Origin of the sequence: Kribbella sp. VKM Ac-2569 (assembly GCF_004216905.1) — a bacterium.
Classification (GTDB): Bacteria; Actinomycetota; Actinomycetes; order Propionibacteriales; family Kribbellaceae; genus Kribbella.
In genome coordinates this window covers 421,048-444,462 of the sequence record NZ_SGXJ01000006.1, presented here as the reverse complement: position 1 = coordinate 444,462, position 23,415 = coordinate 421,048, and the positions used below count along the sequence as shown (strand labels likewise).

Below are 23,415 nucleotides of genomic sequence, written 5' to 3'. Positions count from 1 at the left end.
CGGCTGATGAGCGACCCAGCCGGCGGGTTATCCCCTCCAGTTGGGGGTTCTCTACTGGTAGGCGAGGGGAGAACCCTGCACACGAGGGGATGACCCCGGCTGTCGCGGCATGCCTGCCTTGCGGGGGGATCGCTTCGAGTCGTGGCGTTTGGTTGGCCGCTGGAACTCGAGGAAACGTGGATGACCGCGGTATTTCGGTCGAAGGGGCGCGCCTTGAACAAAGTTATTCGGCGGCTCGTTCAGGCACCGGTTGGACGAATTCGACGCGGACGCCGAGGAGGCGGATGGGGCGGTTGAGGTCGAACTTTTCGAGGATTGACAGGGCTGTGGTGGCGATGACGTCGGGGTCTTGGGTGGGGGATTTGAGTTTGCGGCTCTTGATCGGGGTGTAGAAGTTGATGAAGCGGACCTTGACCGAGACGCGTTGGATGGTGCGGCCCTCGGCTACGACTTCGCGGGTGACCTCGAGGGCGATACGGCGGAGTTCGCGTTCTACGCCCGCGCGATCGGCAAGGTCTTCGGGGAAGGTTTCCTCGTGGCTGCGGGAGACGGGTTCGCGGGGTACGTCGGTGACCTCGGTGTCGCCGAGGCCGCGGCCCAGGGCGGCGTACCAGGTGCCCATTTTGGGGCCGAAGCGTTTCTTCAGCACGTCCAGGTCGGCGGCGGCGAGTTCGGCGACCGTGGTGACGGCGAGCTCGTTGAGGTTGCGTTCCATCCGCGGGCCGATGCCCCAGAGGTCGCGGACCGGGCGGTGGTCCATCACCTCGCGCCAGTTGGCCGCGGTGAGGCGGTAGATCCCAGTGGCGGGGCCGGCGCCCTCGAAGGGTTCGGCGTGCGAGCGTTCCTCCTTGGCGAACCCGGTCGCGAGTTTGGCGCGGGTCTTGTTGTCGCCGATACCGACGCAGCATGTGAGCCCGGTGCGAGACCCGACAGCCGCCCGCAGTTCGGCAGCCAGCGATTCCGGGTCGTCGGTCTCCGCGCCGACGAAACACTCGTCCCAGCCCCAGACCTCGACGACGACCGGGAAGGACCGCAGCGTGTCCATCACCTCGGCCGACGCCGCGTCGTACGCCGCCGGATCCGTCGGAAGGAAAACGGCGTCCGGGCATTTCTTGTACGCCGCCCGCACCGGCATCCCGGAATGCACGCCGAACGAACGTGCCTCGTACGACGCGGTGGCGACCACCTGCCGTGGTTGGGTCGGGTCGCCGGACCCGCCCACCACGACAGGCAGCCCACGGAGCTCAGGCCGCCGCCGGATCTCGACGGCCGCGATGAACTGATCCATGTCCACGTGCAGGAGCCACCAGCTCATAGCTGACAGGTAACCACATCAGCTCGACGCACTGGAGTACGTCAGCAGGCCGCGCCGCCACAGCAACCGCACCAGCAGCATCGCCACCACCGCGAGGCCGACCCCGACTCCGACGGTTCCCCAGCCGAGATCGCCCGCCAGCGCCCGCACCGGGAACGTCGTCGCGAACGCCACCGGAAACGCGAACGTCAGGAACGTCCGCACCGCGACCGGGAAGAACACCAGCGGGTACCGCCCGGCCTCCATCAGGTTGAGGAACACGAACCCGATCGGGTTCACCGACTGCAGCCAGAACGCCAGGAACGACATCGCCGACCACACCGCGGTGAGCAGCACCAACCCAGTGCCGACGAGTACGACGGCCTGCACAATCTGCCCCGCTCCGGGGCTGAGATCGGCCTGCACCAGCCCGATCACCAGGACGGCGACGCCGCTGGCGACGTTCGTGAGCTCCGCGACGTTGATCCACCGCAGCGTCAGGTAGAACTGGCTCGACACCGGCCGCAGCAGGACGCCGTCCAGCTCACCCTCGGTCAGGTACGTCGTCATCCGGTTCAGGTTCGGCGCGACGAACGTCGCCATCAGCCCGGTGACGATCTGGAACACACCGACCAGCGCGATCACCTCGGCCCGCGACCACCCGTGCAACTCGGCCGTGAACCCGAACAGCAACAATGTCGGCACGATCCCCAGCCCGAGCTGCACGAGCCCGACGAGCAGCGTGGTCAGGAAATGCGCACGGAAATGAGTTTCCCGAACCACCGCCTGCGCGAAGAACCGCCGCCACAACCGCAGATGCCGCCACTGCTTGTGCCACCACGTCCGATCGAGCGTGCTCATGCGCCCACCGCCGAGTACGCACGGATCCCCGCGGACCAGACGAGTCGGGTGATCGCCGCGAACACCACGACGTACCCGAGCTGGAATCCCAGCCCTGCAAGGAGTTCGGGCCCCGTCAGCTGACCGGCGACGATCTCGACCGGGAACGACACCGTGTAGCGGAACGGCTGGTGGTCGACGAATCCCCGCGACCACTCCGGCATCAGCGCCAGCGGTACGACGGAACCGGACAGCACGCTCGCGATGATCACGCGGGCCTGCACGAGTGCGCTCACGTCGTCCATCCAGAACGCCAGCGACGCGATCAGGATGTCGATCGTGAACACCAGCATCGCCCCGAGCAGGATGCTGATCGCGAAGAGCGCCCAGCGGCCCGGGCCGGCCGGGATGTTCATCGAGTCGCGGAAGATCCACCACACGATGCCGATCATCGGCACCAGCGCGAACAGCTTGAGGAACTTCTCCGACAGGTTGTTCGCGACGAACCCGGCCAGCAACGACGCCGGCCGGATCATCCAGCTGGACAGCTTGCCGAGCCGGATGTCCTGCGCGAGGAACCCGGCCATCCAGGACGACGTCGCCATCGTGACGACTCCGAGCAGCACGAAGTACGTCGTGATGTACCGCTCGTCGACCGGCAACTGGGCCCCGCTCGCGAGCGCCGTCCGCCAGATCAGCAACGAGATGATCGGCATGCAGATGTTCGCCAGCATGAAGATGATCCACGCGCCGCGGTACACGGACTGCTGCGCGATATCGGCCGCCGTCATCCGCCGTACGACGCGGAGATTGCGGACAAGCGCGTTCACGGCGCGTCCCCGAGTGTGCTGCGGCGCAGGAACAGGTCGCGCATGATGTCCTCGATGTCGGCGTCCGCGACGTCGAGGTCGACCAGCGGGCCGAGCCGGGTCAGCTGCTCCATCACGAATCCGGCGCGCTCCCGATCCGCCTCGAGCTTCACCGTCGGCCCGGACACCTCGACCGCGCTCACACCGTCCAGCCCGTTCAGTTGGTCGGCCTCGACTGGACTTGCGTACGTCGCGCGCACGAGCTTGCGTGGTTGCGCCGTACGGACGAGGTCGTCCAGACCGCCGTCGAACTGCAGGCGGCCGTGGTCGATGATCATCACCCGCGAGCAGAGCGCCTCGATGTCGTCCATGTCGTGGCTGGTGATCAGGATCGTCGTACCGCGAAGCTTGTTGACGTCGGCGAGGAACGAGCGGACCCGTGCCTTCGCGACCACGTCGAGGCCGATCGTCGGCTCGTCCAGGAACAGTATCTCCGGACCGTGGACGAGCGCGGCCATCAGTTCGAGCTTCATGCGTTCACCGAGCGAGGTCTTGCGGACCTGCACGTTCAGCAGGTGCTCGACCTCGAGCAGCTCGGCAAGTTCGGCGACGTTCCGGTCGAACTCCGCGGTGGACAGGCCGTACATGTCCTTGTGCAGCAGGAGACTCTCCATCGCCGGAACATCCCACCACAGCATCGTCTTCTGGCCCATGACGAGCGCGATCCGGCGCAGGTAGTCGTGCTTGCGGTCCGACGGCGTGTGGTCGAGCACCTGCAGGTCGCCGGACGTGGTGTAGAGGAGGCCGGACAGCATTTTCAGCGTGGTCGTCTTGCCGGCGCCGTTCGGGCCGAGCAGGCCGACGACCTCGCCACGGCCGATGGAGAAGGTGACCCGGTCGACGGCGAGCCGGGTCTCGTACTTGCGCTTCACCAGGCTCTTCAGTGCGCCACCGAGTCCGGCGCGCTGCTGGTGGAAGGTGTAGGTCTTGGTCAGATCGTGTGCCGCGATGACAGGCGGCAAGTCGTGAACAGGCGTCACGTGCAATGCACCGCTTTCGAGAGAGTGTCGGGACCGGGCAGCGTCAACGCGTAAACGCGCAGAGCGCAGGCCGCTCACGCCACGTGAGATCGGCCAGGCGGACGCTGTGGTCCGTCCCGGCTACGCGGTCCGGTCCGACCGCGGGGGTTGAACGGATATCAACCCTTATCTCGACGACGTGTCGACATCGCTCCCTGTGGGTCCTTCCGACGTGCGGCTGCCACCGACCACCGTAAGACGCGACGGAAAGCGCCGTCCACCGACTTTCGGCTTTCAGAGCGCCTTGCGCATCTGCTGTGAGATCACCGTGTAGCCGAGCGAGTCGTACAGGCGGATCGCCGTACCGTTGTCGCCGAACACGTTCAGGTCCAGCTGGGTGTGGCCGAGCCGACGGCACTCCTCCTCGCCGGCCAGCATGATCGCCCGGCCGTACCCTTTGCCGCGGTGCGCGTGGTCCACCTCGATGCCGTAGATGAACGGCACTTTCGCCTTGGTGCTGATCCAGAGGCTGCCGATCGGCTCGTCGTCCGCGACCGCGATCCAGATCAGTTGCTGGTCGGTGGCCGGGCCCTCCGGCAGCAGCCGCTCGGTCTCCTCGTAGGCGAGCGCGAGCGCTTCGTCCGGGGTCAGCCCGCGGGCCGGCCCGACTCCGCCCGCGAACGAGGCGGCGGCGCGCTCCATCCAGCTCGGGTACTCGCTGTCGGTTATCGGGCGGAGGATCACCGGTGGCGTCGTCACGACCATGACCATAAACCCGCCCGGACACCAGGTCTGGCACCAACTGGCATATCGTGCCGCGGGTGGCGGACTTGACGTTGGAGATGGCGCAGAAGCTGTTGGCGACCCAGCCGTTCAGCGTGCTGGTCGGGGCCCGGGTGACCGCGTTCGGGGACGGCGGCGCGACGCTCGAGCTGGACATCCGGCCGGATCTCCTGCAGCAGAACGGTTTCCTGCACGGCGGCGTACTCGGCTACGCGGCCGACAACGCCCTCACGTTCGCGGGCGGTACGGCGCTCGGCCCGGAGGTGCTGACCGGTGGCTTCACGATCAGTTACCTCCGCCCGGCCCAGGGCATCCTGCTCCGGGCCGAGGCGAAGGTCGCGTATTCGAGCAGGCGGCAGGCGACGTGCACCTGCGAGCTCACGACGCTCGACGACGCCGGTACGTCGACCCTGTGCGCGATCGCCCAGGGCACGATCATCGCCCGCTAGTCGAAGAGGTCTTCCAGGAACGACTTCTTTTTCTTCTTGTGCGGGTGCTGGTTCCCGTACCGCGGGTCGTACCGCCGGTCGTCGTCGCGCCGGTCGTTGTCATAACGCCGGTCGTCGTCGTACCGCTTCTTCTCCTCGTACCGAGGCTGCTGCGATTGCTGCGCCTGCTGCGGGGCGTTGAACCGCGCCTCGGCGTCGACAAGCCGCTCCAGCTCGCCCCGGTCGAGGAAGATGCCGCGGCAGTCACCGCACTGGTCGACGGTGATCCCGCTGCGCTCGTACGTCCGCATCGCGCCGCGGCACTTAGGGCAAACCAAGCTCTCCATCCGGCAACCCTAAGTGACGATTTCCCCGTCACGGCGCGCTTTCAGCGAACTCTCAGGAAGTCCTCATTTGAAACTGCCGAGGAAGGTCTTCAGGATCGGGCCGGCGGTGTGCGAGCCCGACTCGCCGCCTTCCACGATGACCGCGAACGCCACGTCACCGCGGTAGCCGGCCATCCACGCGTTGGTGGTCACCTTGCCGTTCGCGACGACCTCGGCGGTACCTGTCTTGGCAGCGACCGCTCCGTTGCCGGCGAGCACCTTCCCCGTACCGCCGGTGACCGTCGTGCGCATGAACGTCCGCAGCGCCGCGACAGTTGCCGCGGGCAACGGCGAGGCGGCAGCGCCGGCGGCGTCCTTACCCGGTACGAGCACCGGCTTCATCGCCGTACCGTGGTCGACCGTCGCGGCGACCAGCGCGATCGCCAGCGGGCTCGCGGTGACCGTGCCCTGGCCGATCATCGACGCGGCCTCTTCGACGTCGTCCTTGGGCGCCGGCACCTGGCCGCCGTACGCCGAAATCGACAGGTTCAGGTCCCGCCCGATCCCGAACATCGCCGCGGCCTTCGTCATCCCGTCCTTGGGCAGCCGCGCGTGCTGCGAGATGAACGCGGTGTTGCAGGACTGGTTGAACGCCTGCTGCATCGTGCCGTTGCCGTACGCCGCCAGCGCGTCGTAGTTCTTGAACGTCTTGCCGAACACGTTGATCGTGTTCGTGCACGGCAGCGGCGTCGCGGCGGTCAGTCCGCTGCCCAGGAGCGCCGCCGAGGTGACGATCTTGAACGTCGAACCCGGTGCGTACCGGCCCTGGAAGGCGCGGTTGTAGCTGGCCACCTGCGGCCCGTTCGCCGCGGCGAGGATCTGACCGGTCGACGCCTGGACGGCGACCAGTGACGCCGGCAGCTTGCTGGTCGCCAGCGCGGCCTCGGCGGCCTTCTGCATATTCGTGTCCAGGGTGGTCTTCACCGGCTTGCCGGCGGTCCCCTTCTGGGTGAAGACGGTCTTGAGCGTCAGCTTGGTCTTGCCGTCCCGCAGCGCGACCGTGCCGCCCGGCGTACCGGCGAGCTGCTGCTGGAACGCGTACTGCAGGCCGGTCGTGCCGACCTGGTCCTGCGCCGACGCGGTCGGGCCCGCGTTCTTCAGGGTCTCGTCGGTCGCGGTCTTCATGGTGCCGATGAGCGACCGGGCGAACGTCGAGGTCGGCGGCAGCGACTGCGTGCCGCCCATGGTCAGCACCCCGGGCAGCTTGCTCATCGTCGGCCGGAGCGCCTCCCACTCCTCGGCCCGGATCGTGATCGCGTCCACGAACTGCCCGGCCGGCGCGGCTTTCGCCCGTACGGCGAGCTTCGCGCCGTCGACGTCGAGGTACTTCGTGAACGCGGCGTACGTCGCTGCGGTGGCCTTGGTGCCCGCGGCGACGCCGACGATCACGACCGGCCGGTTCGCGGTCAGGGCGACGCCGTTGCGGTCCAGGATCGAGGCCCGGGCCGGCAGCGCGCGGACCCGCTTGAGGTAGTTGGCGTCGCCGAGGCCGGGGTAGATCGTGTCGCCCGCGGCTTTGACCTTCCAGGCGTCGCCGGTCTTCGCCGCGGTCGCCGTACTGGTCCACTTCATCGCGCCGATACCGCGCAACTGCGCCTCGACAGCCAGTTCCTGCGTGCAGTTGCCGTCGGTGCACTTCGGGTCGCCCTGCGGGGTGACCGTCACGGTGCTCGCGACCAGCGCGCTGTCGACGTCGTCGAGGCGCTTGGCGAACACCGTCGGGTTGTCGGTCAGCGCCCCGGCCGCGTCCGGCTTCCCGTTCGGCGACCACGCCTTCACCCAGGCGTCGGCGAACTGCTTGATGACCGCACCGGACGCCTGCTGCTCGTCGCTCCCGGACTTCCCTCCGCCGCCGCCGGACTTGCTGTCCGAACAACCAGCGGTGATCAGCAGACTACTCAGGCAGACGATCGCAGTGGTTCGCTTCACAATCCCAACTCTCGCACGATGACGGATGGACACCGGGGCACAGTCTTCGGCGTGTGGTTACCTGACCACGAGGGCGAAACTACTCAACCCGCCCAAGTACGACGCGCGGACCCGCTCGGGAGTTGGCGTCAGAGGGTGGGTGAATCGGGAGCGAGATGCTGCGCGAATCGGTGGACCCGGATTCTGGAACCGCGTTCCAGAGTCGCGGCGCCAGGCGTATCCTGCTCCTTTGTGACCCGCCTTGCTCTGCACAGCCGCCTGATTCCCGGTACCGAAGAGGCCTATGAGATCGAGCACGCTCGCGTCTGGCCGGAGCTGATCACCGTGATGCACACCGCCGGGATCAGCGACTGGTCGATCTGGCGCAGTGGCCGCGACCTCTTCCACCTGGTGGTGACCGACGACTTCGAGGCCGCGGTCGCGTACCTGCGCAACGACCCGATCGACCAGCGCTGGCAGCAACACATGAGCCAGTTCGTCGAGGGCTTCGCCGAGAACCCGGAGGGCGTCGCCGGCCAGTCCCTCCGCCACGTCTGGACAATGAGCGAGCAGACCGACTAGTACATCTCCCAGACCAGCAGTTCGGCGCCGTCCGGGCCGGCGGTGACCCGTTCGCCATCGGACCCGTTCAGCCGTACGGCGTCCGCCGTACCGAGCTCAGCACCTTCGAGGTTCGCCGTACCCGCAGCCACGAAGAGATGCAGGTACGCCGCCGTGGGCAGCGTGATCGTGCCGCCCGGGGCCAGTCGAGCGACCGACATACCGGCGGACGGCTGGTTGAGGTGGATGGCGGTCGACGACGCGTGCTTGGCGAGGCCGGACGCGACCGGGACGAGCTCGCCTGTGGTGAGGTCGAGCTCGGTCTGTTCGTAAGACGGCGGAAGGTCGAGGCGGTCCGGCCGGACCCACATCTGGACGTAGTGGACCGGATCCGTCCCGTCGTTCCACTCCGAGTGCTGGATCCCGGTGCCCGCACTCATCCGCTGCGCGAGCCCCGGGTACACCTCGCCGCTGTTCCCCTGCGAGTCACGGTGCGCCAGGGCACCCCGCAGCACCCAGGTGACAATCTCCAGGTCCTGATGCGGATGCCTCTCAAACCCGGTGCCAGGAGCAACCGTCTCGTCATTGTGCGCCACCAAGAACCCGAACCCGACATTCGCCGGGTCGTAGTGCGGCCCGAACGAGAACGAGTGCCGCGAGTCCAGCCACTCGTTCGCGGTCCGGAACCGATCGTCCGCCCGATGGATCTCCACAGCTTCTAGTAAACCAATGCATCCGAGCGACGCATCGCATCGAGATGCCCGACGTGGCGCGCGGTCTCCTCGACCATGTGGATCAGCATCCATCGCAGCGTCGCCTGCGCCGCCTTGAAGTCCGGGTGCTTCCCGACGTCGTCGAGCGAGTGCGTGGCGACGATCTCGTTCGACTGCGCGCACTGCGCCTCGAACTCGTCCAGCAGCTGCGCCAGCGCCCGCTGCTGGTTCAGCCAGCCCACCAACTGCGTCCGCTCGTCCGCAACCAGGGGCGGCCTCTCCCGCGAAAGTGTCATGGCGGGAAGGTAGCCAATCCACCCGATCGCCGCAGCGCATTAAAAACGGACTGCGCCGCTCGGTGGGCGGCGCAGTCCGGTCTACTTGGTGAGACGTCCGGTCAGCCGGTCGGGTTCCCGTTGTCGGAGCCGAGAGTGGCCTTGATGGACTGCGGCTTGCCGTTGCGGGTGACGGTGAGCGTCACCTGATCGCCCGGGCGGTGCGAACGGACCGCGGCGACCAACGCGTCCCCTGACGCGATCGCCTTACCGTCCACAGCGGTGACAACGTCACCTGACTGCAGACCGGCCTTGTCCGCCGCACCGCCGGACGTAACCTCGCCGAGGCGTGCTCCGTTCGTGAGCCCGTCGGAGGACTGCGCGTCGCCGACCGTCACACCGAGCCGCGCATGAGTGGCCTTGCCCTTGGCCACCAGCTCGTCGATGATCGGCTTGGCCTGGTCGATCGGGATCGCGAACCCCAGGCCGATGTTTCCGCCTTCGGATTGTCCCGATCCGCCGGCGGTTTTGATCGCGCTGTTGATACCGACCACCTGGCCGGCGAGGTCGATGAGGGCGCCGCCGGAGTTCCCCGGATTGATCGCGGCGTCCGTCTGAACTGCTGGGAAGACTGTCGTACTGTCCTGCTCCTCGTCGCCCGACGTCACCGGGCGGTTCAGCGCCGAGACGATGCCGCTGGTCACGGTCGCCTCCAGCCCGAACGGCGAGCCGATCGCCACCACGCCCTGCCCGACCGCGAGCTTTCCGCTCTGGCCGAGGGTCGCCGGGGTCAGGTCGGTCGCGTCGGCGTGGATCACCGCGAGGTCCGTGAGCGGGTCGGTGCCCTTGACCGTGGCGCTCACAGTGCGGCCGTCGTTCAGCATCACGCTGAGCTTCGCGCCCTGACCGGCCCCGGAGACCACGTGGTTGTTGGTGACGATCAGGCCGTCCTTGCTGATCACGATGCCGGACCCGGTCGCTTCGCCCTGCGAGGTCGCGACCGCGATCTTCACCACGCTCGGCAGCACCTTCGAGGCGGCGCTCTGCACCGAGCCGTCCGGCGCCGACACGGGCGCCGCCTGGTTGCCGTTCAGCGGGGAGGTCACCGACGGGGTGTTCGCGGTGTGGTCGTTGGTCGCCGAGTAGACCGCCGCGCCGCCGACGCCGCTCGCGGCGCCGACCAGCAGCGCGGTCAGCGCCACGGCGGCCAGCCCGCCCCGGCGCTTCGGCTTCACCGCGGTGGCCGTGGTCGGCTGCGGTCCGACGGGCCAGTTCGGGCCCGGAGACGCCCCCTGGTGCGTCCCCGGCGCCCCGAACTGCGGATAAGTACTCCCACCTGAGGGGTACTGTCCCGGCCGCTGCCCTTGCGGCCCCGAGTCCAGCCGCGGCAGCCCACCTTGCGGTGCGTGCTGCTGCTGATGCTGCCCGTACATCGGCAGCTGCTGCGTCCGCTCCGGCCCCTGCGGTCCCTGTGCGTTCTGGCCGGGCTGGTTCTGCGGCTGCTGCGGCTGGTTCTCGGTCATGGCAAGTACTTTGTCGGCCGGACCTGAGAGGGCCCTGAAGATCCCCTCGGAGTGACCGAAGAACTCGATGAAGATCCTCTGAAGGACCTGTCAGCAAACAATCAGCGGGTCTGGGTGGCCGCGTGTGGCAGCCAGAGGGTGAACTGCGCGCCTGCTCCGGGCACGTTGCGGGCGTAGATCATGCCGCCGTGCTGCTCTGCTGCGTGCTTCACGATCGCCAGGCCCAGGCCCGATCCAGGACGGCTGCGGGCCTCACTGGAGCGGTAGAAGCGGTCGAACACGTGCGGCAGGTCCGCCTCTGCGATCCCCGGCCCGGAGTCGGTCACAGTGAGTACGCCGTCCAGCAGCCGGACCGTCACGTGTCCGACGGGCTGTCCGTCGCTGCGCTGCTCCGTGCCTTCAGGAACGCTGTACTTCGCCGCGTTGTCGAGCAGGTTCGTGACCGCTCGCCCGAGCAGCCGCTCGTCACCCCAGACCGGGAACGGCGCGATCTGCACGTCCCACTCCAGCCCGGGCGCGCGTCGACGTACCTTGATGACGGCGTCCTCGACCACGTTGGACAGCTCGATCAGCTCCGCGTTGCGCACCTGTGGGGTGTCGCGGGCCAGTTCGGTCAGGTCGCCGATCAGTTGCGTCAGCTCGTCCATCTGGGCGCGTACGTCGTCCAGCAGTTGCTGCCTGTCCTCGGGCCGGAGGCCGCCGCGCTTGTCCGCCTGGGCGAGCAGATCCAGGTTGGTGCGGACGCTGGTGAGCGGCGTACGCAGCTCGTGGCCCGCGTCACCGACGAGCCGGCGCTGCCGGTCGCGGGACTGGGCGAGTGCGCCGAGCATCGCGTTGAACGCCATCGCCAGCCGCGAGATCTCGTCGGTCCCGGTCATCGGGATCGGCTTCAGGTCCTCGGTCCGCGCGACGTGCTCCGCGGCTCCCGTGAGCCGCGCCAGCGGCCGCAGACCGGACCGCGCGACGGCGTTGCCCGCGAGCGCCGCGCCGATCACGCCGATCAGCCCGAACGCCCACAGCACGATGCCGAGGTTGTGCAGGGTCTGGTCGATCGGCCCCAGCGACTGCGCGACCACCAGCGCTCCGGGCTGGAGGAAGTCAGAATCAGCCTGGCACTCATCGCTCAGCCCGACCGGACAGAAGCGAGCAGGTACGGCGACAACACGAAAATGTGAGCCGCCGTTGCGTACGCCGACAGTTCGCAGGCTGGCCTGGTCGCCCTGGTCCCGCGCGATCTGGAGTTCGTCGTTGCCCATCGGCGGCAGCGGACTCTTCGCCGGAGCGAACTGGGAGCCGTCCGCGCCGAGCACACCCACCCGGATGTCGCTCAGGCCGAGTGCGTCGGAAGAAGCGGTCCGCAGGTTGGTGAGGTTGGTCAGGACGCCCTTCTGCGCCGCCTGGCTTGCCCGGAGGATCAAGCTGTTGTCCAGGTTCTGGTACATCTGCTGGCGCACGGTGATGTACGCCGCGACGCTGACGATCGCCACCGCGAGGCCGACCGCGACCGCCGCGAGCAGCGTCACGCGGGCATGCAGCGTGAGCTTGTGGAGCGTCTCGTTCCACCAGGTCTGGGTCCGGGCAGCGGTCGTCGCGACGCGATTGCCGTTGCTACTGGCAACGGGCCGCTCGGATTGCGTCGGCTGCTGCTGCGATTGCTGCGGACGGTCGGCGTACGAGGGGAACTGCTCGGGGTGTTGCTCACTCACGGCGGGGTGTCCCTCAGCACGTACCCGATGCCGCGGACGGTGTGGATCAGGCGAGGCAGACCGTTGACCTCGGTCTTACGGCGCAGATAGCCGACGTAGACCTCGAGCGAGTTCGCGGTGGTGGGGAAGTCGTAGCCCCAGACCGCGTCCAGGATCACTGCGCGCTCCAGCACCCGGCGCGGGTTGCGGATCAGCAGCTCGAGCAGCGAGAACTCGGTCCGGGTGAGCTGGATCGCGACGTCGCCGCGGTGCACCTCGTGCGCGTCGACGTCGACCACGAGGTCGGCGTACTGCAGCACCTCGCCGCGCTGGCCGCCCTCGCCGGGGGTGCTGCTGCGGCGCAGCAGCGCGCGCAGCCGGGCCAGCAACTCCTCCAGCGCGAAGGGCTTGGTGAGGTAGTCGTCGCCGCCGGCGTCCAGGCCGTCGACCCGGTCCGCGACCGCGTCCCGTGCGGTCAGCACCAGGATCGGCACATTGTTGCCCGCGGCCCGCAAGGCCTTGGTGGTCTCCAGCCCGTCCAGCCGCGGCATCATCACGTCCATCACCACGACGTCCGGCTCGACGTTGCCGATCACCGCGAGCGCCTCGGCGCCGTCGGACGCGGTCACCACCTCGAAGTCGTTGAACTCCAGCGAACGGCGCAACGAGTCCCGGACCGCCCGGTCGTCGTCCACCACCAGTACCCGCATCGTCAGCCCCGCTTCGCTCGAAGTTCCGTCATCGAGACTAGGTCGCTTCTGTGAGAATCGCCTGAGAACCCGCTGATCGCTCGCACAACACCTCGTGCACACCTTAAGTTGCCTGACGTGGACGTCCTCGAATTCACGCCCGAGCCCGCCGACTTCGCCTGGACCTTCGGCGGGGTGCCTCCGGTACGCCGGGTCAAGCCCGGCACCGCCCTCCGCCTGTGGACGGAGGACGCGTTCGCCGGGAGCCTCCGCAGTACGGCGGACCTTGCGAGCGCCTCGCTGACGATGCCGTTCGTCAACCCGCAGACGGGACCGTTCTACGTCGAGGGCGCCGAGCCTGGCGACACGCTGGTCCTGCACTTCGTCGAGCTGAGCCCGGCCCGGAGTTGGGGCGCGTCGGCGACCATCCCGTTCTTCGGCGGCCTGACCAGCACCGACCGGACCGCGACGCTGCAGGATCCGCTGCCGGAGCGGACCTGGATCTACGAGGTGGACAGCGCTCGCCAGACGGTCGGGTTCCAGGCGCAGGGGAGTGACCTGGAGGTCGCGCTGCCGCTGGAGCCGATGCTCGGCACGGTCGGGGTGGCGCCGGCCGGTGGTGAGGTCCGCTCGGCGCTGGTACCGGACACGTTCGGCGGCAACATGGACACGCCGGAGATGCGGGCCGGAACCACCTGCTACCTGAACGTCAACGTCGAGGGCGCACTGTTCTCGGTCGGCGACGGTCACTACCGGCAGGGCGAGGGCGAGTCCTGCGGCACCGCGGTCGAGGGCGCGATGAACGTCGTACTGATCGTCGACCTGCTCAAGACACCCGGACCGGTCTGGCCGCGGCTGGAGAACGATGAGTACCTGGCCGTGGTCGGGTCGAGCAGGCCACTCGAGGACGCCTGGCGGGCCGGTCAGGTCGACATGGTGCGCTGGCTCGGTGACCTGTACGGACTGGACAAGCTGGACGCGTACCAGCTGCTCAGCCAGATCAGCGAGGTCCCGCTGGCGAACGTGGTCGACGCCAACTACAGCGTCGTCACCAAGATCCCGAAGCGCCTACTCCCACAAGTCACGGCGTACGACGGGATCCACCAGCAACTAACTGAACTGCGGCACGACCTCCTCCGCGAATCGCTCTAGTGGCTCGTGGTCGTAGGCGACGCCAGGGATGTACGAGATCACGTAGTCGATGCCCGCTTCGGCCAACTGCTCCACATGTTCGCTGAGCTGCTTCGTCGTGACCACCTCTGCCAGCACGTGGGACGTCCCGCCGGAGCCGATCTCCAGGAACTCCTCCAGGCTGTACCGTCCACGTGCCTTGGCTGTCGCGGCGACCGGGTCTGCGCCGGTCTCGATCGGGAAGACGTTCAGACTGGTCGACTTGATGATCTCGTCGTAGTCGCGGCCGACCTCCTCGCAGTGCTTCCGGAGGATCGCCAGCTTCTGCTCGATGACGTCGACCCGTCCGGTGCCGAAGTTGCAGGCGTCGCCGTACTTTGCAACTAGTCGCAATGTGACGCGTTCGCCGCCGCCACCGATCCAGAGCTTGGGTTTGCGTCGCGGGACGACGTACGGCTTGTCGACCGAGTGGTACTGCCCCTGGAACACCACGTCGTCCTCGGTCCACAGCCGGTGCAGCAGCTCGACCGACTCGACGAACGAGCCCATCCGCTCCTTCTGGCTCGTCCACGGGTAGCCGTACGCCCTCCACTCGTGTTCGGACCAGCCGGCACCGATTCCGGCGTACATGCGGCCGTGGCTGGCGACGTCGACGGTGGCGGCCATCTTGGCGAACAGGGCCGGGTTGCGGTACCCGTTGCAGCCGACCAGTTGGCCCAGGTTCACCCGCGACGTGTCACGCGCCAGCGCGGCCGTGGTCGTCCACATCTCGAAGACAGACTCGCGGGCGGGCTCAGGGACGGTGTGGAAGTGGTCGAAGAGCCAAATGGAGTCCCACGGACCTGCGTCGGCTGCCTTGGCTACAGCGGTCATGGCCTCCCACTGCTCGACCGGGTCGTCCAGCTCGACCAGATCCATCCGCCAGCCCTGTGGAACGAACACACCGAACTTCATGCAGTCCTCCTCCTCGAGATAGCGACCCCGGCCAGGCACAGCGCGCCACCGGCCAACGCCAGCACGGTCGGAGTCTCACCGAGCAGCAACCAACCCAGCACGATCGCGACAACCGGCACCGCGTACACGGTGACCCCCATCCGTCCAGCACTCGTACGCCGGAGCGCAAAGGCCCACGTGGTGAAGCCGAGCGCTGTCGGGAACGCCGCCAGGTAGACGATCCACCAGATGGTCCCCGCGTCGGCGGAGCTGACCTCGTCGACCAGAGTGGGCGCGAACGGCAGGCACACGACCGCTCCGATCGTGCAGGCAAGCCAGGTGACCTCAGCGGCAGGCAGACGGCTCAGGAGCGGCTTCTGCGTGACCACGCCGACGGCGTACGAGATCGCGGCGACGACGCAGAGCACGACACCCCACGTCTCGGTGCGGCCGCTGGAGGTCGACGTACCGATCACGACGATGCCGGCGAACGCGACCAGGCCGCCGATCACCAGCTGCCGCGGGAAGCCCTCACCGAGACCGACTCCGGCGAGTACGGCGATCAGCAGCGGGGCGATGTGCACGAGCATGGCCGCCGTCCCGGCGTCGAGCCGCCGCTCGGCCTCGTTGAGCGCCAGGTTGTAGACGCCGAACCACAGCACGCCACACGCGATCAGCGGCAGCCAGTCGCGCTGCGTCGGCCAACGACGTACGGCAGGCCGCGACCGCTTCACCAGGAGGGCGCCGAGGAAGATGCTGCCCAGCCCCAGCCGGGCCAGCGACAGGGCGCCGGCGGAGATCTCGGTGCCGAGGTGGCGGATGGCGACGAACGACGACGCCCACAGGACGACCGTGACGGCGGCGGCGCCGGCCGCGAGACGACCGGCCCGCGGCGGGGCTTCGGTAAGGGTTGTCACTCTCACTAGAGTAGGAACGAGGTTTGCGGGGATCCATGGCAGTTCGGAGCCTAGGAGGCGGTTTTGCTTACCGAAACGAGAAGTCAGATCCTGGATGAGCTCAATACCCGGATCCTGAACGAGCTGACAGCCGATCCCCGGTTACGGACCACCGAGCTCGCCCGCCGGCTGGGCGTTTCGACGCCGACGGTGCGCGAGCGGGTCGCGCGGCTGGAGGAGTCCGGCGTGATCCGTGGCTACCGCATCGACATCGACCCGGCCGCGCTCGGCCGGCCGGTCGCCGCCTGGGTGCGGCTGCGCCCGGGACCCAGCCAGATCCCGAAGATCATCGAATTGGCGGACCGTACGCCGGAGGTCGTCGAGTGTCACCGGATCTCCGGCGAGGACTGCTTCCTGATGCGCGTCCAGGTCGCCGAGATCGCCGCGCTGGAGGACGTGCTGGACAAGTTCCTGGTGCACGGCCAGACCACGAGTTCGTTCGTCGTCTCCACCCCGGTGCCGCCACGCAGCGTGCCGCTGTCCGCAGGGTGAACCCCAACCACCGCTGAGAGTGGTCTGCATCACTAGTCTGGTGGCGATTTCGTCTCCGGAAGGACCTGGACCATGGCTGCCGACAAGTCTGTCCGCAGAGTTGCCCTGCTCACCGCCGGCGGGCTCGCGCCCTGCCTGTCGTCCGCCGTCGGCGGGCTGATCGAGCGCTACACCGAAGTGGCGCCCGACGTGGAGATCATCGCCTACCTGAACGGGTACCACGGCCTGCTCAGCGGCCGGTTCCTGACTGTGACGCCGGAGGTGCGGGAGCAGGCGTCCGTGCTGCACAAGTTCGGTGGCAGCCCGATCGGCAACAGCCGGGTGAAGCTGACCAACACCGCCGACCTGGTCAAGCGGGGCCTGATCCAGGACGGGCAGAACGCCCTCCAGGTCGCGGCCGAGCGGCTCGTCGCGGACGGTGTCGACGTACTGCACACCATCGGCGGTGACGACACCAACACCACGGCCGCCGACCTCGCGGCGTACCTGCACGAGCACGACTACGACCTGACCGTGGTCGGACTGCCGAAGACCATCGACAACGACGTGATCCCGATCCGGCAGAGCCTGGGTGCGTGGACCGCCGCCGAGCAGGGTGCGCTGTTCGCCCGCAACATCATCGCCGAGCACACCTCGAACCCGCGGATGCTGATCGTCCACGAAGTGATGGGGCGGAACTGCGGCTGGTTGACCGCGGCAACGGCTCAGGCGTACCAGCAGTGGGTCGACGAGCAGGAGTGGAACCCGGGCATCGGCCTGGACAAGGCCGGCTGGTCGGTGCACGCGGTCTACGTGCCGGAGGCAACGATCGACCTCGATGCGGAGGCGGACCGGCTGCGGAAGGTGATGGACGAGGAGGACTGCGTCAACATCTTCCTGTCCGAGGGTGCCGGCGTACCGTCGATCGTGGCGGAGATGGAGGCTCGCGGCGAGGAGGTCGGCCGGGACCCGTTCGGGCACGTCAAGCTGGACACCATCAACCCGGGCGCCTGGTTCGCGAAGCAGTTCGCCGAGCGGATCGGTGCGGAGAAGACGATGGTGCAGAAGAGCGGGTACTTCAGCCGCTCGGCCGCGGCCAACGACCGCGACCTCGCGCTGATCAAGGAGTGCACCGACTACGCGGTCGACGCGGCGCTGCGCGGTGAGTCCGGCGTCGTCGGCCACGACGAGGAGCGCGGCGACGAGCTGCGCGCGATCGAGTTCCCGCGGATCGCCGGCGGCAAGGAGTTCGACCCGACCGCCGACTGGTTCGTGACCCTGAAGTCGGAGATCGGTCAGGCCTAGGGATTGTCGCGGAGGCGGTCGACCCATTGGTCGGCCGCCTTCTCGATCTGGGCGAGGACGTCGTCGAAGCCGGCGTCCTCGCCGTAGTACGGATCGGGTACGTCGTCGCGCGCGAACAACTGCGCCTCGGTACCGCTCAGTTCCGAGAGATGCCCCGAGTCCATCGCGAGGATCAGATCCCGGTCCCAGGCGCGCTCGAACTGGCGGGCTCGATGCGTGCTCCCGTCGTACCCGCGGCGCCGGAGGGCGGCCGCCGCGCGCGGGTCCATCCGGTCGCCGACGTGCCAGCCGCCGGTGCCCGAGCTGGTCACCTCGACGTCGCCGAGGCCGGCCTCGGCGAGCTTGGCGCGCAGCACCACCTCGCCCATCGGCGACCGGCAGATGTTCCCTGAGCAGACGATCTCGACGTGCACTAGTGGACTTCGGCCTTCTCCGGCAGGACCGCGTTGAGGATCATGCCGACGACGCTGATGATCAGGGCGCCGAAGAGCGCGGACCAGAAGCCGTCGACGTGGAACTGGACGTCGAGCTTGCCAGTGATCCAGGACGTCAGCAGCAGCATCGCCGCGTTGATCACGAAGGTCAGCAGACCCAGGGTCAGGATCAGCAGCGGGAAGGACAGCACCTTCACCACGGGCTTCACGATCGCGTTCACGACACCGAAGATCGCGGCCACGATCAGCAGCGTCAGCACGCGCTTGCCGGTGGTCGCGCCCTGCAGGGTGATTCCGGAGACGATCCAGCTCGCCGCCGCCAACGCGACCGCGTTGACCAGCAGCCTGATGATCAAGTTCTTCATGCCGTCGATCCTCCCACCCGACGGGTAACACCACGCTTGGCACACACCCTGATCCGACCCTGACTCTTGACACAGAAAATGACCAAGTGATCTGATCATTTTCATGTCACGACGCATAGGGCTGCTTCTCGCGTTGTCCCTGACGGCTGCGGGCCTGAGTGTGCCCGCGGTCCCTGCGGCTGCCTCCACCTGTGGTGCTGTCCAGACGAACTGGACCGCCCAGGCGACTCCACATGCCGCGCCCGAGGGGTTGCTCAACGCCTACAGCGACACCGGGAAGGGCTGGACGGGTGCGGACAGCACCTACTCCGTGCCGCTCCCCGGTGGACGCACGGCGTGGGTCTTCTCCGACACGTTCCTCGGCCCGGTGAACCCGGACGGCACCCGTCCGACCACCACGCCGTTCCTCAACAACTCGTTCGTGATCCAGCAGGGCACGAAGCTGAAGACGGTCACCGGCGGTACGGCGACCAACCCGACGGCACTCGTTCCGCCGCCGTCCAACGGCTGGTACTGGTTCGGGGCAGCGCAGACGAGCCACGCCGGCCGTGACCTCGACGTGGTCGCGCTGCGCTTCGAGAAGACCGGGACGGGTCAGTGGGACTGGCGCTGGGCCAGCAACTACCTGGCTCGGTTCGACAGCACCACGTTCAAGCTGAAGAGCCTCACCCCGATTCCGTCGGCCGCGAACGTGCAGTGGTCCGGCTGGCTGCTGCGGGACGGCGGGTACACGTACGTCTACGGCGTCGAGGACCTGGGCGCAGCGAAGTACCAGCACGTCGCCAGGGTTCGTGGCGACGACCTGACCGCGAAGCCGTGGGAGTACTGGACCGGCTCGGGCTGGTCCAGTGACGAGACTGCCTCTGCCCGTGTGCTCCAGGGGGTCGCCAACGAGCACAGTGTGACCCGCTGGAGCGACGGCTACCTGCTGGTCACGCACGACACCAACGAGCTCTTCAGCAAGCGCGTCCTCGGGTACTTCTCCTGCTCGCCGACCGGTCCGTGGGTGAAGCCGGTCGAGCTGTACCAGACCCCCGAGACGGGCGGGAACATCATCACCTACAACTCCCACGACCACCCGGACCTGCGACGCGGCACCTCGCTGCAGGTGAGCTACAACGTCAACAGCCTGGTCAGCGACGAGCTGTACGGCGACGTGAGCATCTACCGACCGCGATTCGTCTCGGTCACGCTGGCGGCGGCCAAGTGAGCGCCACGGGAGGCGTCGTACGGCGGAGCCTGCTGGACGATCTGGCGACGTCCATGCTTGCTCTCATCGCGGAGCGGAAGCTGGCGCCGGGTGATCAGTTCGAGGCCGTCCGATCGCTGGCGGAACGGTTCAAGGTCGCCGTACCCACTGTCCGGGAGGCGCTGCGCCGACTGGAGGCAACCGGAGCTGTCGAGCTCCGGCACGGCTCTGGTGTGTACGTCGGTCCGAACGTCGGCCGGCTGGTCCTGGCCAACCCCCTGGCGCTGGCACCGAGTCCGGACCGGTTGGTGGAGCTCCTGCAGGCACGTGCCCTCATTGAGCCGCCTGTTGCCGCACTGGCGGCGCAGACGCGGGCGGAGGTCGCGCTGGAGCAGATGGCCAAGGACCTGGACACCGCGGCCGAGCTGATCGCTTCCGGCGACCATGCGCAGCTGGCCGAAGTGAACATGGACTTCCACCGCTCACTGGCACAGGCGTCCGGGAACGCGACGCTTGCCGAGGTGGTCGAGTCGGTCACGGTCGTGAACGCCCGGGAGCAGCTGGAGATCCTCCACATCCACGGTGACCGGCAGGCCGACCTGGACGAGCACCGAGCGATCTACGACGCGGTCCGGTCCGGCGACGCGGACCTGGCCGAACTGCTCACCCGCGAGCACCTGGACGGCGTACTGGCCGTCATCAACGAACGACTTCAGCATCCCTGAGCTGGAAGGACGCATCACATGCAACGCAACACCAACCGCAAGGCGCTGGCTGCCCTGGTGATCGCCGGCGCGCTCGCACTCTCCGCCTGTGGAGGCGGTGGCGGCACGGCAGGCCCGGCCAAGGGTGAGGACAAGCCGGTCGACTCGCTGAAGTTCTACAACGACAAGGGCGGCTGGAAGGACGCGTTCACCCAGGTCGGCGCGGCCAGCAAGAAGGACGTCGGCGTCGGCATGGAGCCGGTCGGGTACTCCGACTCGAACACGTACACCGCGTTCATCCGGTCCTCGTTCCGGACCAAGGAGAAGGCCGACCTGTTCACGTGGCACACCGGCAAGGAACTTCAGGACCTGGTGGACCAGAAGCTCGTTGCCGAGACCACCGACCAGTGGACCAAGGCAGTTGCTGATGGCAACATCCCCGAGCAGCTCAAGCAATACTTCACGTACGGCGACAAGCAGTACTGCGTCCCGCTGAACGCCGGCTACTGGGTGATGTACTACAACAAGGCCGTCTTCAAGAAGGCCGGTGTCACGCAGACCCCGAAGACCTGGGCCGAGCTGACCCAGGTGGCGGACAAGGTCAAGGCCGCCGGCGTCAAGCCCTTCTACCAGACCAACATCCTGTTCTCGTTCGTCTGGTTCGAGACGCTGCTGGCCGGTAAGGACCCGGACCTGTACGACGCGCTCGCCACCGGTAAGGCGAAGTACACCGACCCGGGCGTGGTCGAGGTGATGAACGAGTGGAAGAAGATGATCGACGCCGGGTACTTCAGCGATCCGGGCGCGAAGACCGAGCCGCAGGCGCAGCTGAAGAACGGCGACGTCGCGATGATCAACTTCGGCACCTGGTTCAGCGGCAACCTGAACACGCTGAAGATGAAGGCCGGCACCGACTACGACTTCTTCGTGATCCCGAACGTGAACCCGGAGCTGCCGAAGACGTCGATGATCTTCGAGACCGGACCGGTCTGCTCGGCCGCGGGCAGCGACCACGCGTCGACGGTGAAGAAGTGGACCGACTGGTGGGTCACGCCGCAGGCGCAGACCGCGTGGGCGAACTCCCGCGGTGACCTCTCGTTCAATCCGAAGGCCGAGGTCAAGGACCCGGGGCTGGCGAAGCTGAACAAGGACGTCGGCGGTGACGGGTACCGGCTGATCAACCGGTGGTTCGAGGCGACGCCAGTACCGGTAGCGAACAAGGCCCTCGAGGTGTTCGGGGCGTTCGTGACCAAGCCGGGTGACCCGATGCCGGGCCTGCAGAAGATCCAGGCCGAGGCGGACGCGTACTGGGCCAAGCAGAAGTGAGCAATCAGGTCCTTGACCGGACGGGGGCGCGTAAGGCGCCCCTGTTCGGCCTACCAGCTGTAGCGGTCGTCGCCCTCCTGCTGTACCTGCCGTTCCTGTGGACGACGTACGTCAGCTTTACCGACTACGACGGACTCGCCTCGCCGGTGTGGTCCGGGCTGGCCAACTACAAGGCGATGTTCAGCGACCCCGATCTGATCGGGGCACTGGTCAACACGCTGCTGTGGGTGGTCGGCATGGTGACACTGCCCGTGGCGCTCGGCCTACTGATCGCCGTACTGACCTACGGGCACAAGTGGGGCACGTGGCTGCGGCTGCCGTTCCTGCTGCCGTACGCCATCTCCGGTGTGGCCGTTGGTGTCATCTGGGGCTTCGTACTGCAGCCGGACGGCGCACTGGGTCAGGCACTCGGGTTCTTCGGGCTCCCGGGTGCCCACACCGGCTGGCTGCAGGCAGGTCCCGGGAACACGCTGATGATGATCGTCGCGGTCACCTGGCAGGCGGCGGGCGTGAACGCGCTGCTGTTCGTGGTCGGCCTGCAGTCGATCCCTGCCGAGCCGCTGGAGGCTGCGAGGCTGGACGGCGCGGAGGGGTTCAGCCTGTTCCGCCACCACCTCTGGCCGCAGCTCCGCCCGATCACCACGGTGGTCATCGGGCTCTCGATCGTCGGCAGCCTGAAGACGTTCGATGTGGTGTGGGTGATGACGCAAGGCGGCCCGGGTACGTCGTCCGAGACGCTGGCACTGTCCATGTACAAGGAGACGTTCGTGCTGAACGACTACGGACAGGGCGCGGCGATCGCGCTGTTCCTGAGCCTGGTCACCTTCGCCGCCTCGATCCTCTACCTCCGTTACCAGTTGGGGGACGCCCGTGAGCAGGGTTAAGACGGCAATCCTCGTCGTACTCGGGCTGATCTGGCTCGCGCCGGTCTATCTCCTGGTCGTGAACGCGTCCAAGTCCGTCGACGGGTACGACGCGAAGACCGTGTGGAAGCCGGCCGGGTTCTCGTTGTTCGCGAACTTCGGCGACGCGTGGAGCAAGGCAGCGCTCGGAGACACGTTGGTCGCGACCACGATGTACAGCGTGATCGCGCCGGTGGTCGCGGTGCTGATCGGCTCGGCCGCCGGGTACGCGATCGTCGTACTGCGGCTGAAGCGTGGCTTCCTGTGGTTCGTGTTCATCTTCGGCGGGACGATCTTCCCGCTGCAGATGATCCTGATGCCGTTGTTCTCCGGGTACGCGAACTCCGGGCTGTACGACACCCGGATCGGGATGATCATCGTCTACACCGCGATCAGCGTGCCGTTCTCGGCGTTCGTGATGCGGAACTTCTTCACCGGGATCGCGCGCAGCGTGTTCGAGGCCGCGGTGGTCGACGGCGGCGGGTTGTTCCGGATCTTCCGCAGCATCTACCTGCCGATGGCGGGGTCGGCGCTGGCCGCGATCTTCATCCTGCAGTCGACGTTCGTCTGGAACGACCTGCTGCTCGGCCTGACCCTGAGCCAGTCCGACTCGGTCCGCCCGATCATGCCGGCCCTCACCGGCCTGCAGAGCACGTACGGCGGGGCGTCGCTCCCGACCGTGCTGGCAGGTGGCCTGCTCGTCTCGCTGCCCACGGTCATCCTCTTCCTTGCCGCCCAACGCTTCTTCTCCCGGGGCCTCGCCCTGGGCCAGTTCTGAGAGGACAC

General features: G+C 67.7%; 26 protein-coding genes. 10 read left to right on the top strand and 16 right to left on the bottom strand.

Going from position 1 to position 23,415, the window contains the following annotated elements; genetic code table 11:
* Positions 1-223: 223 nt before the first annotated feature.
* From EV649_RS36215 to EV649_RS36195, 5 genes are all read right to left on the bottom strand, one after another.
* On the bottom strand, positions 224-1,315 hold the full coding sequence (locus tag EV649_RS36215; protein WP_130388197.1) for a DNA polymerase IV: 1,092 nt from the start codon (positions 1,313-1,315) through the stop codon (positions 224-226).
* An 18-nt stretch (positions 1,316-1,333) separates the two neighbouring features.
* Complete coding sequence (locus EV649_RS36210; protein WP_130388196.1) at positions 1,334-2,155, bottom strand: ABC-2 family transporter protein; 822 nt, start codon at positions 2,153-2,155, stop codon at positions 1,334-1,336.
* On the bottom strand, positions 2,152-2,964 hold the full coding sequence (locus EV649_RS36205; RefSeq protein ID WP_130388195.1) for an ABC-2 family transporter protein: 813 nt from the start codon (positions 2,962-2,964) through the stop codon (positions 2,152-2,154). The genes EV649_RS36210 and EV649_RS36205 overlap by 4 nt, the downstream gene beginning before the upstream one ends.
* Complete coding sequence (locus tag EV649_RS36200) at positions 2,961-3,983, bottom strand: ATP-binding cassette domain-containing protein (RefSeq protein WP_130388194.1); 1,023 nt, start codon at positions 3,981-3,983, stop codon at positions 2,961-2,963. Before EV649_RS36200 ends, EV649_RS36205 begins: the two co-directional genes overlap by 4 nt.
* A gap of 273 nt (positions 3,984-4,256) precedes the next feature.
* Complete coding sequence (locus EV649_RS36195) at positions 4,257-4,727, bottom strand: GNAT family N-acetyltransferase (RefSeq protein WP_130388193.1); 471 nt, start codon at positions 4,725-4,727, stop codon at positions 4,257-4,259.
* Between the two features lie 56 nt (positions 4,728-4,783).
* On the opposite strand from EV649_RS36195, the gene EV649_RS36190 reads away from it, so the two are divergent.
* A complete protein-coding gene (locus tag EV649_RS36190) occupies positions 4,784-5,194 on the top strand; it encodes a PaaI family thioesterase (RefSeq protein ID WP_241999108.1) in 411 nt (136 codons plus the stop codon).
* Here the strand turns inward: EV649_RS36190 and EV649_RS36185 are convergent.
* Both EV649_RS36185 and EV649_RS36180 read right to left on the bottom strand, forming a co-directional pair.
* Positions 5,191-5,520, bottom strand: coding sequence for a zf-TFIIB domain-containing protein (locus EV649_RS36185; RefSeq protein ID WP_130388192.1), 330 nt, complete (start codon positions 5,518-5,520; stop codon positions 5,191-5,193). The genes EV649_RS36190 and EV649_RS36185 overlap by 4 nt on opposite strands.
* 63 nt (positions 5,521-5,583) lie before the next feature.
* Positions 5,584-7,488: a penicillin-binding transpeptidase domain-containing protein gene (locus tag EV649_RS36180; protein ID WP_130388191.1), complete on the bottom strand. Its 1,905-nt coding sequence runs from the start codon at positions 7,486-7,488 to the stop codon at positions 5,584-5,586.
* A 231-nt stretch (positions 7,489-7,719) separates the two neighbouring features.
* Between EV649_RS36180 and EV649_RS36175 the strand changes: the two genes are divergently transcribed.
* Complete coding sequence (locus EV649_RS36175; protein WP_130388190.1) at positions 7,720-8,049, top strand: L-rhamnose mutarotase; 330 nt, start codon at positions 7,720-7,722, stop codon at positions 8,047-8,049.
* Here the strand turns inward: EV649_RS36175 and EV649_RS36170 are convergent.
* The 5 genes from EV649_RS36170 to EV649_RS36150 all read right to left on the bottom strand — a co-directional run bounded on the left by EV649_RS36170 (position 8,046) and on the right by EV649_RS36150 (position 12,934).
* Positions 8,046-8,741 (bottom strand): pirin-like bicupin family protein, encoded by a 696-nt coding sequence (locus EV649_RS36170; RefSeq protein WP_241999106.1) that lies wholly within the window; start codon positions 8,739-8,741, stop codon positions 8,046-8,048. The two genes, EV649_RS36175 and EV649_RS36170, sit on opposite strands and share 4 nt — an antisense overlap.
* A 5-nt stretch (positions 8,742-8,746) precedes the next feature.
* Positions 8,747-9,055, bottom strand: a complete 309-nt coding sequence (locus EV649_RS36165) for a DUF664 domain-containing protein (RefSeq protein ID WP_347233167.1) — start codon at positions 9,053-9,055, stop codon at positions 8,747-8,749.
* Positions 9,056-9,138: 83 nt separating this feature from the next.
* Positions 9,139-10,539 carry a trypsin-like peptidase domain-containing protein gene (locus tag EV649_RS36160; protein WP_130388187.1) on the bottom strand — a complete coding sequence of 467 codons (1,401 nt, stop codon included), beginning with the start codon at positions 10,537-10,539 and terminating at the stop codon, positions 9,139-9,141.
* A gap of 101 nt (positions 10,540-10,640) precedes the next feature.
* Complete coding sequence (locus EV649_RS36155; RefSeq protein ID WP_241999104.1) at positions 10,641-12,245, bottom strand: HAMP domain-containing sensor histidine kinase; 1,605 nt, start codon at positions 12,243-12,245, stop codon at positions 10,641-10,643.
* Positions 12,242-12,934 carry a response regulator transcription factor gene (locus tag EV649_RS36150; RefSeq protein ID WP_130388186.1) on the bottom strand — a complete coding sequence of 231 codons (693 nt, stop codon included), beginning with the start codon at positions 12,932-12,934 and terminating at the stop codon, positions 12,242-12,244. The genes EV649_RS36155 and EV649_RS36150 overlap by 4 nt, the downstream gene beginning before the upstream one ends.
* Before the next feature lie 117 nt (positions 12,935-13,051).
* Here EV649_RS36150 and EV649_RS36145 point away from each other — a divergent pair, with 117 nt between their 5' ends.
* On the top strand, positions 13,052-14,065 hold the full coding sequence (locus EV649_RS36145) for an acetamidase/formamidase family protein (RefSeq protein ID WP_130388185.1): 1,014 nt from the start codon (positions 13,052-13,054) through the stop codon (positions 14,063-14,065).
* Here EV649_RS36145 and EV649_RS36140 read toward each other — a convergent pair.
* The gene (locus EV649_RS36140; protein WP_130388184.1) at positions 14,024-14,998 is read right to left on the bottom strand and encodes a TIGR03560 family F420-dependent LLM class oxidoreductase; all 975 of its coding nucleotides are present in this window, start codon (positions 14,996-14,998) and stop codon (positions 14,024-14,026) included. The genes EV649_RS36145 and EV649_RS36140 overlap by 42 nt on opposite strands.
* Complete coding sequence (locus tag EV649_RS36135; protein WP_130388183.1) at positions 14,995-15,894, bottom strand: EamA family transporter; 900 nt, start codon at positions 15,892-15,894, stop codon at positions 14,995-14,997. Before EV649_RS36135 ends, EV649_RS36140 begins: the two co-directional genes overlap by 4 nt.
* Positions 15,895-15,957: 63 nt before the next feature.
* Between EV649_RS36135 and EV649_RS36130 the strand changes: the two genes are divergently transcribed.
* Positions 15,958-16,425, top strand: a complete 468-nt coding sequence (locus EV649_RS36130) for an Lrp/AsnC family transcriptional regulator (protein ID WP_198682873.1) — start codon at positions 15,958-15,960, stop codon at positions 16,423-16,425.
* Positions 16,426-16,497: 72 nt separating this feature from the next.
* Positions 16,498-17,709, top strand: coding sequence for a pyrophosphate--fructose-6-phosphate 1-phosphotransferase (locus EV649_RS36125; RefSeq protein WP_130388182.1), 1,212 nt, complete (start codon positions 16,498-16,500; stop codon positions 17,707-17,709).
* Here the strand turns inward: EV649_RS36125 and EV649_RS36120 are convergent.
* Together EV649_RS36120 and EV649_RS36115 are read right to left on the bottom strand one after the other, a co-directional pair.
* The gene (locus EV649_RS36120; RefSeq protein ID WP_130388181.1) at positions 17,706-18,122 is read right to left on the bottom strand and encodes a low molecular weight protein-tyrosine-phosphatase; all 417 of its coding nucleotides are present in this window, start codon (positions 18,120-18,122) and stop codon (positions 17,706-17,708) included. The two genes, EV649_RS36125 and EV649_RS36120, sit on opposite strands and share 4 nt — an antisense overlap.
* Entirely contained in the window at positions 18,122-18,508 is a 387-nt protein-coding gene (locus EV649_RS36115; protein ID WP_130388180.1) for a phage holin family protein, read from the bottom strand. The genes EV649_RS36120 and EV649_RS36115 overlap by 1 nt, the downstream gene beginning before the upstream one ends.
* Positions 18,509-18,611: 103 nt before the next feature.
* On the opposite strand from EV649_RS36115, the gene EV649_RS36110 reads away from it, so the two are divergent.
* From EV649_RS36110 to EV649_RS36090, 5 genes are read left to right on the top strand one after another with little or no spacing between them, the layout of a single operon-like run.
* Complete coding sequence (locus tag EV649_RS36110; protein WP_130388179.1) at positions 18,612-19,718, top strand: DUF4185 domain-containing protein; 1,107 nt, start codon at positions 18,612-18,614, stop codon at positions 19,716-19,718.
* A complete protein-coding gene (locus EV649_RS36105) occupies positions 19,715-20,422 on the top strand; it encodes an FCD domain-containing protein (protein WP_198682872.1) in 708 nt (235 codons plus the stop codon). Before EV649_RS36110 ends, EV649_RS36105 begins: the two co-directional genes overlap by 4 nt.
* A gap of 18 nt (positions 20,423-20,440) precedes the next feature.
* The gene (locus EV649_RS36100; protein WP_130388178.1) at positions 20,441-21,727 is read left to right on the top strand and encodes an extracellular solute-binding protein; all 1,287 of its coding nucleotides are present in this window, start codon (positions 20,441-20,443) and stop codon (positions 21,725-21,727) included.
* Positions 21,724-22,611: a sugar ABC transporter permease gene (locus tag EV649_RS36095; protein ID WP_130388177.1), complete on the top strand. Its 888-nt coding sequence runs from the start codon at positions 21,724-21,726 to the stop codon at positions 22,609-22,611. Before EV649_RS36100 ends, EV649_RS36095 begins: the two co-directional genes overlap by 4 nt.
* Positions 22,598-23,407: a carbohydrate ABC transporter permease gene (locus EV649_RS36090; protein WP_130388176.1), complete on the top strand. Its 810-nt coding sequence runs from the start codon at positions 22,598-22,600 to the stop codon at positions 23,405-23,407. The genes EV649_RS36095 and EV649_RS36090 overlap by 14 nt, the downstream gene beginning before the upstream one ends.
* The last annotated feature ends 8 nt before the right edge of the window (positions 23,408-23,415 follow it).

Excerpts from the sequence above, each read along its gene's own strand:
- EV649_RS36160 (WP_130388187.1), bottom strand. The coding sequence starts at position 10,539 with ATGACCGAGAACCAGCCGCAGCAGCCGCAGAACCAGCCCGGCCAGAAC.
- EV649_RS36185 (WP_130388192.1), bottom strand. The coding sequence starts at position 5,520 with ATGGAGAGCTTGGTTTGCCCTAAGTGCCGCGGCGCGATGCGGACGTAC.
- EV649_RS36210 (WP_130388196.1), bottom strand. The coding sequence starts at position 2,155 with ATGAGCACGCTCGATCGGACGTGGTGGCACAAGCAGTGGCGGCATCTG.
- EV649_RS36125 (WP_130388182.1), top strand. The coding sequence starts at position 16,498 with ATGGCTGCCGACAAGTCTGTCCGCAGAGTTGCCCTGCTCACCGCCGGC.
- EV649_RS36110 (WP_130388179.1), top strand. The coding sequence starts at position 18,612 with ATGTCACGACGCATAGGGCTGCTTCTCGCGTTGTCCCTGACGGCTGCG.
- EV649_RS36215 (WP_130388197.1), bottom strand. The coding sequence starts at position 1,315 with ATGAGCTGGTGGCTCCTGCACGTGGACATGGATCAGTTCATCGCGGCC.
- EV649_RS36150 (WP_130388186.1), bottom strand. The coding sequence starts at position 12,934 with ATGCGGGTACTGGTGGTGGACGACGACCGGGCGGTCCGGGACTCGTTG.
- EV649_RS36115 (WP_130388180.1), bottom strand. The coding sequence starts at position 18,508 with ATGAAGAACTTGATCATCAGGCTGCTGGTCAACGCGGTCGCGTTGGCG.
- EV649_RS36100 (WP_130388178.1), top strand. The coding sequence starts at position 20,441 with ATGCAACGCAACACCAACCGCAAGGCGCTGGCTGCCCTGGTGATCGCC.
- EV649_RS36140 (WP_130388184.1), bottom strand. The coding sequence starts at position 14,998 with ATGAAGTTCGGTGTGTTCGTTCCACAGGGCTGGCGGATGGATCTGGTC.
- EV649_RS36195 (WP_130388193.1), bottom strand. The coding sequence starts at position 4,727 with ATGGTCGTGACGACGCCACCGGTGATCCTCCGCCCGATAACCGACAGC.